We start from the raw sequence: 14,691 nt of genomic DNA, 5'->3' as shown, positions 1-14,691 counted from the left end.
GGTGAAGGGAAATGGTGAAATTCCTGCGTCGCTTCGGCATCGTCGTGCTCGCGCTGGCGGTGTCGTGGGGCGTGAGCCCGGCCTCGGCGAACGCCGCGCCCGACCGGTCGGTGATGGCCGCCGACGACCAGTACTTCGAGATCAGATCTCAGCTCAACCAGAGGTGCGTGGACGTGCTGGCCGCGGGCAACGGCGACGGTGTGCCCGTCGAGGTCGCCGACTGCTGGGGCGGCGCCAACCAGAAGTGGCGGCTGTTCTACGTCGGCAACGGCTACTACGAACTCCACCCGCTCAACAGCCAGCGGTGCCTCGACATCGCCGGGTCGGGAATGGACCAGGGCGGTGTCGGGATGCAGTGGGCCTGCTGGGGCGGGGCCAAGCAGCACTGGCGGTTCGTGGACGTCGGCGGTGGCTACGTCGAGATCAGGAACCAGCTGACCCAGCGGTGCCTGGACATCGAGGGCGGCGGCGACCACGTCCACGCGCGGACGATGGTCTGGGACTGCTGGGGCGGCGCGAAGCAGCACTGGCGGCTCGTGCCGGTGCCCGCCTGACCCGCGACCGTCCCCGTCCCGTGACCGACGCGGCCTGCCCGGTGTCCCGGGCAGGCCGCGAACTCGGGCCCGGGTCCGCTAGCAGCCGATGCGGTCGGCGCCCAGCGCGATGTCGTCCAACCAGATGTCGTAGCTGCCCTCGTTGGGCTGGTAGAGCTGCCAGCCCAGCTTGACCGTGTCGAACCTCGGGAACAGGAAGTCGACCTGGTTGCCGCCGTGCTCGCGGGTCGAGACGGTCAGGTCCGGGTTCGGCTTGCCGTCGAACCACAGCGTGATCCGGTTGTCGGAGGCGTCCATCCGCCACTCGACGCACTGCCAGACGCCTGCCTTCGACGGCGCCGACTCGCGCCAGTTCGTCCAGTCGCCGGTCGGGCCGCCGTCCGCGCCGACGCCCCACAACGCCTTGTCCAGCGTGGGCACGTACTGCCCGCCCAGCGGGCGCACGACCTCCGGGCCGTCACCCGTGGCCTCGATCAACGTGTAGTGCGCCCAGTCCGGCGCGTCCGGGAACGCCTCGACGCGGACCCGGACCCGGCCGTAGAAGCTGTTGCCCGGCGCGGCGAAGTCGTCGACCTTGAGGAACGCCCGGCCGTTGCCCTCGGCCCGCACGTGCAGCACCTTCTGGCCGCGCCGGTCGCGTTCGACCTCCAGCGAGCCGTTGCGGGTGTCCACGCCCCACTTGAGGCTGGTGCCCGCGCCGGTCGGCACGTGCTGGAAGTCCTCGCAGAACAGCAGGTCGGCGCGGGCGCAGGACTTCAGCCGGTGGTCGGCCTGACCGGGGCCGGCGGCGTCCGCGACGGGCAGGGCGACGACCGACAGCAGGACGGCGAGGACCGCCGTGGACAACCTTTTCCGCACGGGTAGCTCCTTCTGCGCTGAGGGGGCAGCAGGAAGCTATCCGTTCTGGGAACGCTCCCATACCTCTGACCGGCGCAAAAGTCCTGGTCCGTTCGCGGGTCCTATTCGAAGCGGGAGGGATCGCCCGCGCCGTGCCGGATGATCTCGGGCTCGCCCTGGGAGAAGTCGACGACGGTGGTCGGCACGGTGCCGCAGTCGCCCGCGTCCAGCACGGCGTCGACCACGTGGTCCAGCCGTTCCTTGATGTCCCAGCCGTGGACCAGCGGTTCCTCCTGGTCGGGCAGCAGGAGCGTGCTGGACAGCAGCGGTTCGCCGAGCTGGTCCAGCAGGGCCTGCGCGACCGGGTGGTCGGGGATGCGGGCGCCCACCGTCTTCTTCTTCGCGTGCATCAGCCGGCGCGGCACCTCGGTGGTCGCCGGGAGGATGAACGTGTAGCTGCCCGGCGTCGCCGCCTTGATCGCCCGGAAGACCGCGTTGTCCACGTGCACGAACTGCCCGAGCTGGGAGAAGTCGCGGCACATGAGCGTGAAGTGGTGCCGGTCGTCCAGGTGCCGGATCTGCCGGATCCGGTCCAGGCCCGCCTTGTTGCCGAGCCGGCAGCCGAGCGCGTAGCAGGAGTCGGTCGGGTAGGCGACCAGGCCGTCGGACTTGATCAGCTCCACCGCCTGGTCGATGGACCTCCGCTGCGGGTTCACCGGGTGCACGTCGAAGTACCTGGCCATGCGGGGAGCCTAGTAGTCCGGCAGGAGCCCCGCGTGCAGGCCCGCGGGTCACGTGAACGCGAGCATGGCGCCGAGCGCGACGAAGGCGCCCGCGAAGCCCCGCCGGATCCACGTCTGCACGCGGGGGCGGCGGATGATGTGGTCGCGGACGGCGGCGGCGGACCAGCCGTAGCCGACGAACACCACGAACGTGAGCGCCATGAACGCCGTGCTCAGCTCGACCATGCGCGGGACGGCGGCCGGTTCGTCCGGGCGCACGAACTGCGGCAGGAACGCGAAGAAGAAGATCGTCAGCTTCGGGTTGAGCAGGTTCACCATGACGCCGGACGCGATCACCCGTGCCGCCGAGCGGTGCGGTGCGGCGGGGTCGACGGCAAGCGCGGTCTTGTCGCGGATCGTGCTCCACGCCAGGTAGAAGAGGTAGGCGACGCCGAGGTACTTGAGGACCTGGAACGCGGACGTGCTGGTGTTGAGCAGCGCGGCCAGCCCGGTGAGCGCGGCCAGCACGTGCGGCACGATGCCCAACGTGCAGCCCACCGCGGCCACGGCGGCGGCGCGCACGCCACCGGTGAGGCCGGCCGAGGTCGTGTAGAGCACGCCGGTGCCGGGTGTGGCGACGATGACGAGGGACGTCAGCAGGAAGTCGGCGGTCACCGGGCGCGCCCGGTCGTGGAGCGGATCATGGCGTCCACCCTGGTGACAGACTGGTCCGGTGAACAGGTCCAATCCAGGTCAGGTCGACAGGTCCATAACGACGGGATCGGACTTCCTGCAACTCGACATCGGCGACGCGCCGGTGGGAGGGCGGGCCGACTGGCTGGCCCGGCGGCTCCGGGAGGCGATCGCGGACGGACGGCTGCCGGTCGGGAGTCGGCTGCCCGCGACCCGGGTGCTGGCGGGCGAGTTGCGGGTCTCGCGCGGGGTGGTCACCGAGGCGTACCAACGGCTCGCCGAGGACGGCCACGTCAGCGGACGGGGCCGGGCGGGCACCGTGGTGGTGGCCGCGCCCCACGCGGTCTCGCCTCGGGTGGGTGGTGCGCGGGCTGTGGGTGGTGCGCGGGCTGTGGGTGGTGTGCGGGGCGCTGGGGGAGGGGACGCGCGGCAATCGGGTGCGGGCCGGTCGGACATCGGGGGAGTGCGGGGCGAAGGCGAGGCGGGCGCTGGTGGAGTGCGGGGCGCGGGTGGGTCGGGTGCCGGGGGAGTGCCGGCCAGGTCGCCGGTCGCGGGCGGCGTCCGGCTGGTCGACGGCGGTGGGGTGGCGGGTCGGCCGGTTTACGGCGGCGGTGTGGTAGGTCGGCCGGTTGGCAGTGGTGCGGTGGTGGGTCGGCCGATCGACGGCGGTGTGTTCGCACGGCCGCCCGGCGCGGACGCGTTCGATGCCCTGCGCGGTGTCCCCGCGCGGATCGACCTGTCGCCCGGTGTGCCGGACCTGACCGCGTTCCCGCGTGCCGCCTGGCTGCGCGCCGAACGTGCCGTGCTCCGCACCTTGTCGGCGTCGGACTTCGGCTACGGCGACCCGCGCGGCACGCCGGCGTTGCGGCACGAGGTCGCGCACTGGCTCGCCCGCTACCGGGGCGTCCGCGTGGACCCGGACGAGGTGGTGATCGTCGCCGGCGTCGCCCAAGCGCTCGGGCTGCTCGCCCGGGTGCTGCGCCGCGACGGCGTGACCGAGATCGCCGTGGAGGATCCGGGGTCGCTCGGCGCGCGACAGCACCTGCGCAACTGGGACCTCGACACACCACCCGTGCCGGTGGACGGCGAGGGCATCCGGGTGGACGAGTTGCGCGCCGGGGGAGCGCCGGCCGTCCTGCTGACGCCGGCGCACCAGTTCCCGACCGGAGTGGTGCTCGGCGGCGCGCGTCGACGTGAACTGATGCGGTGGGCCGAGGCCGGCGGTCTTGTCATCGAGGACGATTACGACGCGGAACACCGTTATGACCGGCCGCCCGTGCCCGCGTTGCGAGCAATGCTCCCCGAACGTGTTTGTTACGCCGGAAGTGTGTCCAAAGTGCTCGCTCCCGCATTGCGCGTCGGGTGGTTGCTCGTGCCCGGTGCGAATCAAAACAGTGTGATCGAAGCGAAGCGGTACGCCGATCTCGGCAATGCGGCGCTGCCCCAACTCGTCCTGGCCGCCATGATGGCCTCCGGGGAACTGGAACGGCACCTGCGGTTCGTCCGCCGACGCCACCGCCGCAGGCGCGACGCGATGATCGCGGCGATCGACCGGCACCTGCCCGATGCGGTCGTGCACGGCGCCGCGGCGGGGTTGCACCTGCTGGTGACCTTCGACGACGACGTGTCGGACACCGACCTCGCCGCGGCAGTTCTCGCCCGAGGGGTGAAGACGCAGCCGTTGTCGTGGCACGGGCAACGGCCCGGGCCGCCCGGACTGGTGCTCGGCTACGGCGCGAGCACGCCGACCGACATCGCCGAAGGCGTCGCCGTCATCGCGGACGCGCGCCGGCAATCGTGATCGTCCCTCTTGTTTTGTGCTCACTCAGAATTCCATTGCCGGTGGCAAAGTCACACTATCGCGTGGATGATGTGCACGGTCGGATTTTGTTGATCATCCTAAGTGGACATGCATGGTCGGCGCGGTCACGATGAGCGGAGGCCGGGAAGTCAGGCGCGGAGATCCTGCGGCACTCCCGGGTTATTCACGCTCTGTCGTTCGAAAGCAGAACTCCACTCATGACCGCACAAGCACCTACGAAATCCCACGATCGAGAGCACGACCACCACCCGATCCCCGTCCACCTCGTCGGCTCACTGCCGCGTCCCCTGTGCGACGACCCCGCCACCGCCATGGACTGGTTCCTGCGGCACCGGGGCGGCGCCGAGCTCACCGCCCTGCCGTCCGACCGCGATCCGCGCTGGATCGTCGACTGGCTCACCCACCACATGTCCTCCGTGCCGTCCCTCGAACAGGTGCGCGGCGGTGAGAGCCGCGGCTACGACGACATGCCGTACTACCGCGTCCGGGCCGGTCAGAAGCTGTGCGCGGAGGAGATCGGCCTGTCCCGCGTCGCGCAGGCGGACGCGGCGTTCGCGGCGCTGGACCGCTTGCACGTCACCGGGAACGGTGAAGAGCTGCGCGTGCAGGTGGGCATCCCCAACGCGCTCGACCTGGCGGTGTTCGCGTTCGGCTCGATCGACGCCGCCCACGAGTGGCTGCCGACCATGCAGGTCGCGGTGGTGCACGAGGTGACCGAACTGGTCGCCCGGTGGGGCGACCGGCTGCAGCTCCAGCTGGAGACGCCCGCCGTGCTGGTGGCCTACCACCTCACCCCGCCGGCCGCGTGGCCGGAGCTGACCGCCCAGCTCGCCGGGCAGGTGGCCGGCGTGCTGGGCGCCGCGCCGCGCACCCGGTGGGTGCTGCACCTGTGCTACGGCGACCTGGAGCACGTGCCGGTGTTCACGCCGACCGACCTGCGGCCGGCGGTGCGGTTCCTCAACGCGCTGGCCGACGTGCTGGCCGGGCAGGGGGTGCCGATGCCGACCGTGCACCTGCCCGTGGCCAGTGCCGCCAACCCGCCGCCCACCGACCCCGCGTTCTACGACGAGCTGCGGCACCTGCGGCGCGGGGTGGAGGTCATCGCGGGGGTCGTGGCCGAGGACCACCCCGAGGAGACCCGCGAAGCGCTGCGGCTCACCGTGGACGCGCTGGGCATGCCGGTGGCCGGCGTCGCGGCCGCGTGCGGGTACGGGCGACGGACCGAGGACGCCGCCGCGGCGAACCTCGGCCTGGCCGCCAAGCTCGCGCAGGAGTGGAGCGTGCGCTGACCGCTCGGGCGGTGGGACGTCCGGCGTCCCACCGCCCGCTGCGGCAAGCCGACCGCCCGACGTGCCACGGCCCAGGCCGGGAGTCCGACCGCCCGGCCTCGTGCCGAACGACCCGCGGGTGGAGCGGGGGCCGGTCCGGCGCCGACCCCCGCTCGCCGGGTCACCCGAACGTGACGTCGCTGCAGAAGTAGTACGACCGGTGCAGGTGGCCTGGCCTGCCACACCGTGCAGATCACGTGGTGGCCGGCACCCCCCGGTAGTTCACGTGGTGGCCGGTGCGGCCCCGGCGCGTTCACGTCGACGGTCGTGGTGGTGCCGGTGGAGCCCTGCTTGGTGGCGGCCTCCGTCGGTCGCGGTGGACCGGCACGTACGGTGAAGGCGGGTTGCGCCGTTGGAATCACCGAGGAGTACGCGACATGGCTGAACGGTCCCGTGCCAGGAGCGGGCGCGTGGTGCGCACCGAGTGGATCGCGCCGCGGATGGTCCGCGTGGTCCTCGGCGGTGAAGGACTCGCGGACTTCGCCGTCGGGCCGTACACCGACAGCTACGTCAAGCTCGCGTTCCCGCTGGAGGACGTGCTCTACCCCGAGCCGTTCGACCTCGCCGCGATCCGCGCGACCATGCCCCGCGACCAGTGGCCACGCACCCGCACGTACACCGTGCGCAAGTGGGACGCGGACGCCGGCGAGTTGTGGATCGACTTCGTCACGCATGGTGACGTCGGCGTCGCCGGTCCGTGGGCGGCGAAGGCACAGCCGGGTGACGTGCTGCACTTCGCCGGTCCCGGCGGCGGGTACGCGCCCGACCTGGACGTCGCCTGGCACCTGATGGCCGGCGACGAGAGCGCGTGGCCCGCCATCGCGGCGGCGCTGGAGGCGTTGCCCGCCGGCGCCCGGGCGGAGGTGTTCGTCGAGGTCGACGGGCCCGACGACGAGCAGCCCGTGCGGTCGGCGGGTCGGGTGGACCTGCGGTGGCTGCACCGCGACGGCGGTCCGCGCGGACGACTCGTCGTGGACGCGGTGAAGGCCTCGACGTTCCCCGAGGGCGTGGTCCAGGTGTTCGTGCACGGCGAGGCGAACATGGTCAAGGACCTGCGCGGCCACCTGAAGGTGGAGCGGGGCGTCCCGCGCGAGCAGATGTCGATCTCCGGCTACTGGAGGCTCGGCGCGGACGAGGACGGCTGGCAGTCGTCCAAGGGCGAGTGGAACCGGCGGGTCGAGCAGGAACAGGGTTAGCGGTCCGCGGCGTCAGCCGTCTCGTCCAGCAGGCCCAGGGCGTCGTCGAGCGCGTGGAACTCGCGCGGCGGGCCCGGCTCGGACGGTCGTTTCGTCACCCGAGCGCGTCGCGCAGGCCGAGGCGCACCGGCGGCGGCAGCGGGTCGCGGGCCTGGAACGACTGGAGGAAGTAGGCGACCAGGCGGCGCGAGGCGGCCACCGTCGCGTCCACCGACTCGGTGACCAGGCCGTTGTTGGCCATCAGCACGAGCGTCAGGTCGTCGAGGGTGAAGTCGGGTCGCAGCCTGCCGGTCGCCTTGGCGCGGGCCACCAGCCCGGCGAACGCCTCCTCGGCCCGCGTGCGCAGCTCGTCGACCGGCACGGTGTCGGGGAACGCGGTCAGGAACGCCGCGCTGAACCCCCGGTCCCTGGCCTGCATCTCGCACAGCTTCTCCACCACGCGGCAGAAGCCGCGCCACGCGTCGGGGTCCTCCGCCGCCCGGCTGACCTCGCTCGTGCACGCCTCCAACTGCTCCGCGAACACCTCCCTGACCAGTTCCTCCTTGGTCGGGAAGCGGCGGTAGAGGGTGGCGACGCCGACCCCGGCCCGGCGGGCGATCTCGGTCATCGACACGTCCAGGCCGTCGGCGGCGAAGGTCTCCCTCGCCGAGGCGACGATGCGTTCGCGGTTCTGCCTGGCGTCCACGCGCAACTGAGTCGTCCTCCCTGGCACGTCTCTCACTTTACCTGAAATGGAAGGTGCCTTCCGTTTGTCGTGGTAGCGTCGAAGTGGAGGGTGTCTTCCACTTCTGTGAGGGGTGAGGAATGCGCGCAGCGCTGTTCGACCGGTACGGGCCGCCGGAGGTCCTGTACGAGGGCGTCGTGCCCGACCCGGAGGTCCCACCGGGGCACGTGCTGGTGCGGGTCCACGCGGCCAGCGTCAACGGTGGCGAGCTGATGGGCCGGTCCGGCAAGCTCAAGGTCCTGCTCGGCCCGAAGTTCCCCAAGCGGGTCGGCATCGACTTCGCGGGCGAGGTCGTGTCCGGGCCCGGCTTCGCGCCGGGCGCGCACGTGTGGGGCGGCCTGCCGCGTGGCCGGTTCGGCAGCGTGGCCGAGTACGTCGCCGTGCGCCCGCGCCAACTCGCGCCCAGCCCCGCCGGCCTCGACCTGGTCCAGGCCGCCGCGTTGCCGGGCGTCGGCACGACCGCCATCACCGCCCTGCGCGACAAGGCGAAGCTGCGCCGGGGCGAACGCCTCCTCGTGCGCGGCGCGAGCGGGGGAGTGGGCAGCGTCGCGGTGCAGGTGGGCAAGGCCTACGGCGCGCACGTCACCGCCCTGGCGGGCAAGGGCGCCTTCGACTTCGTCCGCGAACTGGGCGCGGACGAGGCGATCGACTACCGCACCGATCCCGCCGACCTCGGCCGCTTCGACGTCGTCCTCGACACGTACGGTGGCACGCCGCGCGCGTACCGCCGCCTGCTCGGGCCCGGTGGCCGCATGGTCGGCATCGCGTTCCGCTCCGCCGCCGACGTCGGCTACCTCCTCGCGTCCGCGGTGTTCGGCCCGCGCCGCGTCCGCTTCTTCAGCGGCAACCCCGGGACCGACCTGTTCGCCGACCTCACGGCGCTCGTCGAGGGCGGCGCGGTCCGACCCGTGGTCGAGGCCGTCCACCCGGTGGCCGGGATCGCCGAGGCCCACCGTGCGCTGGAAGCAGGCGGGGTGCGCGGGAAGCACGTGATCCGAGTCCTCTGATCACACGAACGGGCTGATGGTGGTCTCCGCGCCCACCAGGGTCGCGCCGTAGATCTCCAGGTTCACCTGGGGGAGGAGCATGCCGTGGCGCGCGGCCACGTTCGCGTCACGCCACATCCGCTGCAACGGGCTGGAGTCGGCGAAGCCGCGCGAACCGTGCGCGTACAGCAGCGTTTCCAAGGCGCGGGTCACGTGGCGGACGGCCACGGAGGAGTCGGCGCGGCACCGGGCGCGGAGCAGTTCGGAGGGGTACTCGGCCTCGGCGGCGTACCGGTCGAGGAGGTCGGCGGCGCGGTAGGCGTGCAGCTCGGCGCTGTCCACCGCCGAGGCGGCCTCGGCGACGAGGAGCTGGAACGCGGCCGAGTCGCGTTGCCGGTCGAAGCCGGTGTAGGCGATGCCCTTGTCCGCCGCGGCGGCGATGACGTGCGCCAGGGCCGCACGGCCCAGCCCGACCAACGGGCCGCTGATCATCGTCACGAGCGACGGCACGAACGCGGCGCGGTAGGCGACGGGGGTGTCGGGCGCGACGTTGGCGCCCGTCACCATCCGCTCCAGCCGCAGCACGCGGTGGTCGGGCACGAACGCGTCCCGCACCACGAACCGGTTGCTGCCGGTGGACCTCATCCCGGCCACGTGCCACTCGTCCACGACCTCGAAGTCCTCGCGGGGCACCAGCGTCCACGCCAGGTTGCCGTCCAGCACGGCCGCCGCCAGCCCCCACGACGCGTGCCCGATGCCGGAGGCGTAGGTCCACTCGCCGCTGAGCCGGTAGCCGCCCGCCACGCGCTCGACCGGCCCGCTCGGCATCAGCGTCCCGGCGACCAGGGCTTCGGGATCGGCGCCCCACACGTCGTCCTGAGCCTGCTCGGGGAACAGGGAGGTGATCCAGTTGCTGCCGTTCCACAGCGCCGTGCACCAGCCCGCGCCACCGTCGAGCTCGGCCACCGCCGCCGACACGTCCAGGTGCGTGCGGATCGATCCCTCCCCGCCGCCGTACCGCGCGGGCCGCGTGACGCGGAACGTGCCCGCGTCCCGCATGGCCGCCACGGTGTCGCCGGAGACCTGGCGCTCCTCCTCGGCCCGCGCGGCGGCAGCGGTCAACCGCGGCGCGAGGGCGGCGATGGCGGTCAGGACCCCGGAGCTCATCACGAAACCCCCTTCGACGACAGCGGCGGCGGCCAGTCGATCGTCCCACCGCCGGCCGTCGGACCGGCACGACCATTCGCGTGGCCCGGTCCCGCCGAACGGGTCGAGGGCAACCGAACGCCGACGCCGTCTCGTCGTCCTGGGAGAGGGGGTGGACGGGTGAAGGACAAAGACGCCGAGTTCGTCGAGTTCGTGCGCGCGAAGCACCGCCACGTGCGGCGGACGGCGTTCCTGCTGTGCGCCGACTGGCACCTGGCGGAGGACCTGGCGCAGGCCACGTTGCTCAAGCTGTACCGCTCGTGGTCACGCGTGCGGCGGGCCGACTCCGTCGACGCGTACTGGCGCACGGTGCTCGTGCGCACCGTGATCGACCACCGGCGGCCGCTGAAGGGCTCGGAGAAGCCGGTGGCGGAGCCGCCGGACCTGCCCGCCGACGAGGTCGAGCACGAGAGCGGCATCGACGTGCAGCGCGCGCTGGCGGCGTTGCCACCGGGGCAACGCGCGGCCGTCGTGCTGCGGTACTGGGAGGACCAGTCGGTCTCGCAGGTGGCGAAGGTGCTCGCGTGCAGCGAGGGGACGGTCAAGAGCCAGTGCGCCAAAGGCCTCGCGGCGTTGCGCCGCGAGCTGGGCAGCACCTTGGACAAGGGAGGAGTGGCGTGATGAACGACGTGGACGAGGTGCGGCGGATGCTCGCGCCGGTGCTGGCAGGCGACACCGGGCCCCGGCACTCGCCGGAAGAGGTGTTGACGTCGGCGCGCAAGGCGGTGGCGCAACGGCGGGCGGTGGCCGGTGTGCTGTCCGTCGGTGTCGTGCTGGCGATCGGGGCGAGCGTGCTCTTCGCCGTGACCGATCGGTCCACTGTGGAGTCGGCGTCGGGCCCTGTGCTCACGACCACGCCGACCGACGTGCCCCCGGCGCCGACCACGCCCGGGCACGCCGCCGAGCTGACCGCGAGGCTGGCCGCGGCGGACGTCGTCCCCGACGGCTTCGAGATCCTCCCGGTGGTCTCGGAGCGGAACGAGCCGCCGCTGCGCTTCAGCGCCCACGGGCCGGACACCTCGGGCGGCTACCTGGCCTCGGCCGTGTTCTCCGACGCCGAGGGCAGCGTGACGTTGGCGCTCTACGTGCGGTCGGCCACCGCGCCGGAGAACTGCACGGTGGAGAGCGGCTGCGTGCGCTTCACCGCGATGAACGGCCCGTTCTTCGACCAGCCGGCCGTGAAGTCCGTCGACGGTGTCGAGGTGGAGGTCGCGCGCGACCTCCGCACCGGCCTGCCGGGGCGGGTGTCGGCGGAAGCGCGCTTCCCGGACGGCACCGTCGTGGAGGTCACCGTCACCAACCAGACCACGGTGATGGACCACGGCTCGCCGTACACCCGGCCGACCACTCGCGACAGCGTGCCGTTCACCGAGCGGCAGTTGGTCGACCTGGTCACGAAGCCCGGCTTCGGCTACCTGCCGTGATCGCACCGCCGTCGGCGTGCCCCGTCCGAGGCGCGTCGACGGCCGTGCGTGGGCTCAGCGCGGCCGCTGGTCGGCGAGGGAGCGGAAGCCCGCCGCGTGGAGCCGGCGGGTGCTCCGGCCGTCGATGCTGGTCCGGACCGGTGATCCGGGCGGTCCGCCGCCGGCCGCCGCGCCGACGAAGATCGAGACGATGACCAGCGGCAGCAGCACGGTCCGGACCGTCATCGCCCACGGCGCCTTCAGCCCGATCCGGCCGCCGTCGGCCAGTCGCACGAGTCGGGTGCCGGTGAGCACGGCGCCGAGCGCGCGGCCGTTGCCGTAGCACAGGCCGTACAGCGGGGGCACCACGAGCAGCAGCGCGATGGCGGCGAGGGCGAGCTGACCGTCGTCGATCCTCCCGGACGCGTACGGCACGCTGAGCACGACCAGGCCGACGCCGACCGCGAGCAGGAACACCACGAAGTCGACGAGCCAGGCCAGCAGCCGGCGCAGCTCGCCGGCCCGGACGTAGAGGACCCCGTCGGGGAACGACTCGATCCGCCCGGCGGCCCTCGCCCCGAGGACGTGCGCCGTCTCGGCCCGGACGACCTCCAGCCTCGTCGGCGGCCGGTCGAGGCCCGGAGCGGCCATGGCGTCCTCCAGTCGGTTCGTGACGGCGACATTCTGCCTGACGTCGAATCCGGTTCGGGCGCGAACGTATGATCCGGGCTCCACGACGTCAGGGGGCCGGGACATGAACCCGAATCCGAACGCCCGCGGCCAGGGCGCGCCGGCGGCGGCTGCGCCGAAGGCGTCGATCGTCCCGTACTTCCTGGCGCACCTGGTGACGGGCCTCGTCGTGTTCGTGGTGCTGACGGTCTTCGTCCAGACCGGCGAACCGGTCTCCTTCGGCCCGGTGCTCCTGGACTACGTGACCGTCCACCTGCCGGTGCCGCTGGTGCTCTCGTCGGTGCTGGCGTGGCTGCTGACCCGACGCGTGCGGCCGCCGTTCTGGGCGGTGCTGCTGCTGTCCGTGCCGTTCTACCTCGGCGCCCTGTTCATCTACGAGATGGGCCTGCTCATGGCGTCGACCCAGCAGTGAGGCCGGATCGCGTTCCGGACGGCCCGCGTCCGGTTCACGTCTAAGGTCCAGGTGTGCCGACCGAACTCAGCCCCACCGCGAAGGCCCTGCGCGCCATGGAGATCCTCCAGGCGCGCCCCGGCGTGACGGCGGGCGAGCTCGCCGCGGGGCTGGGCGTCACGGAACGGGCGGTGCGCCGGTACGTCGGGATCCTCCGTGAGGCGGGCATCCCCGTGGAGTCGACCCGGGGCCCCTACGGCGGGTACCGGCTCGGGCGCGGCACGCGGCTGCCACCGGTCGTGTTCACCGAGCCCGAGGCGCTCGTCCTGGTCATGGCGGTGCTCGACAACCCGGCCGACGACCTGGTGGACAGCGCCCTGGGCAAGGTCGTGCGGGCGCTGCCCGAGCACGTCGGCAAGCAGGCGGCGGCGCTGCGCGAGCACGCGTCGGCCGCGCCCGACCGGAACTCGGCCCGCCCGGACCCCGCCACGACCAGCGCGCTCGTCGCGGCCATCGCGGCCCGGCGTCGCGTGGTGGTCACGTACCGCCCGGACACGGGCAGCGAGTGGGACTCCGAGGTGGACCCGTGGGCGGTCGTCGTCCGGCACGGGCGGTGGTACCTGTTGTGCCACTCCCACCGCGCGGACGCGCTCCGCACCTACCGGATCGACCGGGTCCGGGCGGTCCGGGAGACCGAGCACGGGTTCGAGCCGCCGGCCGACCTCGACCCGGTGGCGGTGGTGGAGGAGAACCTGGGCACCGGCTGGGAGTTCCCGACCCGCGTGGTGTTCCACGCGCCGCCGGAGCAGGTGGCGCCGTGGATCAGGCCACCGATGGGCCGCCTCGAACCGCTGGGCGACGGGTGCGTCCTCGTCGGCAGCACGAGCAACCCCGCCATGTACGCGCAGGAGTGGCTGGCGACCGTGCCGGTCAACTTCCGCGTCGAGGGCGGGCCGGAACTGCGGGCCGCGGTCGAGGCGCTCGCCGCGCGGTTCGCCGCCGCCGTGGACTGACCACGATCACGGCCGCCGCCGCGCACAGGACCGCGGTCCACGCCAGGGTCGCGTCGGTCGAGGTGCGGTCGGCGACGACCCCGGCCAGCCAGGGCCCGGCGGTCTGACCGGCCGCGAACAGCGTGGTGAACGCGGCCAGCGTCGCCGTGAGGTCGGCGGTCGGCACGGCGTCGCGGACGATCGCGGTGACGGCGGCGGGCACGCCCATGAACGTCGCGCCGTAGACGAGGGCGGAGCCGAGGATCACCGTCGGCGTCGGCGCCACCAACGCCAGGGCCGCGCCACCGCCCAGCACGCCCAGCAACGCGGCCGGCGCCCGGGAGCCCGGCCAGTTCGCGATCGGCCGGCTCCACAGGGCGGGCGCCGCCACCACCGCCAGACCGAGCGCCACCCACGTCAGCACCACCTGCCAGGTCGGCGCGTCGCGCTCGACGAGGTAGGCCGAGAGGAACGTGATGTAGGTGATGTAGCCGAGCGCGAACAGCGTGTACGCCACCGCGATCCGCCAGAGGGGGCGCAACCGCGGTCGGCCGGACGTCGCGGCCGGGGCCTCACCGCCGGCACGTGCCGCGGTCCAGGCGACCAGCGCCGCCGCGACGGCGGCCACGGCCAGGACCACCCAGGCGACCCGCCAACCGCTGCCCAGCAACGGGATCGTCACGCCGCCGAACGCGATGCCCAGTCCCGTGCCCGCGAAGTACACCGTGATCGGCGTGCCGGACCCGACCCGGGTGGCGATGCGCGAGGCGATCACCCCGCCGGCGATGAACACCACCGCACCCGCCGCACCGGCCGCCGCGCGCACCACCAGCAGCACCGCGAAATCGGCGGAGAGCGCCGTGGCGGCCAACGCGACCGCCGTGCCGACCAGGCCACCGCGGAAGGCGGCCGTGACGCCCCAGCCGCGGACGACCGCCGCGGTCACCAACGCGCCGAGCAGGTAACCGAGCCCGTTGGCGGTGCTCATCGCACCGGCCTCGGTCAACGTCCAGCCCAGGTCGTCGCGCATCGCGGGCACGAGCAGCCCGTAGGCGAACCGGGCGAGCCCGAGCGCGGACGCCGTGCCGAGCGCGAGCCGAGCCGCCTGCCACATCGCGCCCCCGTAGATCGAACCGATCGGTACCAT

At 73.0% G+C, this 14,691-nt stretch carries 16 protein-coding genes; 9 read left to right on the top strand and 7 right to left on the bottom strand.

Annotated features, from left to right (window positions below):
- Positions 1 to 11: 11 nt before the first annotated feature.
- Positions 12 to 554 carry an RICIN domain-containing protein gene (locus AB0I91_RS29210; protein WP_498779472.1) on the top strand — a complete coding sequence of 181 codons (543 nt, stop codon included), beginning with the start codon at positions 12 to 14 and terminating at the stop codon, positions 552 to 554.
- Positions 555 to 632: 78 nt separating this feature from the next.
- On the opposite strand, the gene AB0I91_RS29205 is transcribed toward AB0I91_RS29210, so the two are convergent.
- From AB0I91_RS29205 to AB0I91_RS29195, 3 genes are all read right to left on the bottom strand, one after another.
- Positions 633 to 1,412 (bottom strand): hypothetical protein, encoded by a 780-nt coding sequence (locus tag AB0I91_RS29205; RefSeq protein ID WP_498779470.1) that lies wholly within the window; start codon positions 1,410 to 1,412, stop codon positions 633 to 635.
- Positions 1,413 to 1,513: 101 nt separating this feature from the next.
- Positions 1,514 to 2,134: an L-threonylcarbamoyladenylate synthase gene (locus AB0I91_RS29200; RefSeq protein WP_498779469.1), complete on the bottom strand. Its 621-nt coding sequence runs from the start codon at positions 2,132 to 2,134 to the stop codon at positions 1,514 to 1,516.
- Positions 2,135 to 2,182: 48 nt separating this feature from the next.
- Positions 2,183 to 2,788: a LysE family translocator gene (locus AB0I91_RS29195; RefSeq protein WP_499639784.1), complete on the bottom strand. Its 606-nt coding sequence runs from the start codon at positions 2,786 to 2,788 to the stop codon at positions 2,183 to 2,185.
- Between the two features lie 58 nt (positions 2,789 to 2,846).
- On the opposite strand from AB0I91_RS29195, the gene AB0I91_RS29190 reads away from it, so the two are divergent.
- The 3 genes from AB0I91_RS29190 to AB0I91_RS29180 all read left to right on the top strand — a co-directional run bounded on the left by AB0I91_RS29190 (position 2,847) and on the right by AB0I91_RS29180 (position 7,152).
- Complete coding sequence (locus AB0I91_RS29190; protein WP_499639782.1) at positions 2,847 to 4,607, top strand: aminotransferase-like domain-containing protein; 1,761 nt, start codon at positions 2,847 to 2,849, stop codon at positions 4,605 to 4,607.
- 218 nt (positions 4,608 to 4,825) lie between these two features.
- Positions 4,826 to 5,917 carry a hypothetical protein gene (locus AB0I91_RS29185; protein WP_499639780.1) on the top strand — a complete coding sequence of 364 codons (1,092 nt, stop codon included), beginning with the start codon at positions 4,826 to 4,828 and terminating at the stop codon, positions 5,915 to 5,917.
- Positions 5,918 to 6,333: 416 nt separating this feature from the next.
- Positions 6,334 to 7,152: a siderophore-interacting protein gene (locus AB0I91_RS29180; protein ID WP_499639778.1), complete on the top strand. Its 819-nt coding sequence runs from the start codon at positions 6,334 to 6,336 to the stop codon at positions 7,150 to 7,152.
- A 94-nt stretch (positions 7,153 to 7,246) separates the two neighbouring features.
- Here the strand turns inward: AB0I91_RS29180 and AB0I91_RS29175 are convergent, their stop codons facing one another.
- Positions 7,247 to 7,864 (bottom strand): TetR/AcrR family transcriptional regulator, encoded by a 618-nt coding sequence (locus tag AB0I91_RS29175; RefSeq protein ID WP_498779460.1) that lies wholly within the window; start codon positions 7,862 to 7,864, stop codon positions 7,247 to 7,249.
- 92 nt (positions 7,865 to 7,956) lie between these two features.
- Here AB0I91_RS29175 and AB0I91_RS29170 point away from each other — a divergent pair, with 92 nt between their 5' ends.
- Entirely contained in the window at positions 7,957 to 8,883 is a 927-nt protein-coding gene (locus AB0I91_RS29170) for an NAD(P)-dependent alcohol dehydrogenase (RefSeq protein WP_498779459.1), read from the top strand.
- On the opposite strand, the gene AB0I91_RS29165 is transcribed toward AB0I91_RS29170, so the two are convergent.
- Complete coding sequence (locus AB0I91_RS29165; RefSeq protein WP_499639776.1) at positions 8,884 to 10,029, bottom strand: acyl-CoA dehydrogenase family protein; 1,146 nt, start codon at positions 10,027 to 10,029, stop codon at positions 8,884 to 8,886.
- Between the two features lie 159 nt (positions 10,030 to 10,188).
- On the opposite strand from AB0I91_RS29165, the gene AB0I91_RS29160 reads away from it, so the two are divergent.
- Entirely contained in the window at positions 10,189 to 10,689 is a 501-nt protein-coding gene (locus AB0I91_RS29160) for a SigE family RNA polymerase sigma factor (RefSeq protein WP_498779455.1), read from the top strand.
- Positions 10,689 to 11,492 (top strand): hypothetical protein, encoded by an 804-nt coding sequence (locus tag AB0I91_RS29155; protein ID WP_498779454.1) that lies wholly within the window; start codon positions 10,689 to 10,691, stop codon positions 11,490 to 11,492. The genes AB0I91_RS29160 and AB0I91_RS29155 overlap by 1 nt, the downstream gene beginning before the upstream one ends.
- A 54-nt stretch (positions 11,493 to 11,546) precedes the next feature.
- Here the strand turns inward: AB0I91_RS29155 and AB0I91_RS29150 are convergent, their stop codons facing one another.
- Positions 11,547 to 12,122, bottom strand: coding sequence for an RDD family protein (locus AB0I91_RS29150; protein WP_499614197.1), 576 nt, complete (start codon positions 12,120 to 12,122; stop codon positions 11,547 to 11,549).
- Between the two features lie 103 nt (positions 12,123 to 12,225).
- Here AB0I91_RS29150 and AB0I91_RS29145 point away from each other — a divergent pair, with 103 nt between their 5' ends.
- On the top strand, positions 12,226 to 12,573 hold the full coding sequence (locus tag AB0I91_RS29145; protein ID WP_498779452.1) for a hypothetical protein: 348 nt from the start codon (positions 12,226 to 12,228) through the stop codon (positions 12,571 to 12,573).
- Between the two features lie 53 nt (positions 12,574 to 12,626).
- Positions 12,627 to 13,565, top strand: coding sequence for a helix-turn-helix transcriptional regulator (locus tag AB0I91_RS29140; protein ID WP_498779450.1), 939 nt, complete (start codon positions 12,627 to 12,629; stop codon positions 13,563 to 13,565).
- Here AB0I91_RS29140 and AB0I91_RS29135 read toward each other — a convergent pair.
- On the bottom strand, positions 13,483 to 14,691 hold the full coding sequence (locus tag AB0I91_RS29135) for a YbfB/YjiJ family MFS transporter (protein WP_499639773.1): 1,209 nt from the start codon (positions 14,689 to 14,691) through the stop codon (positions 13,483 to 13,485). The genes AB0I91_RS29140 and AB0I91_RS29135 overlap by 83 nt on opposite strands.

Origin of the sequence: Actinosynnema sp. NPDC049800 (genome assembly GCF_040656635.1) — a bacterium.
Classification (GTDB): Bacteria; Actinomycetota; Actinomycetes; order Mycobacteriales; family Pseudonocardiaceae; genus Actinosynnema.
Note: the sequence above shows the minus strand (reverse complement) of the source record. Positions and strands in the feature narration are given on the sequence as shown.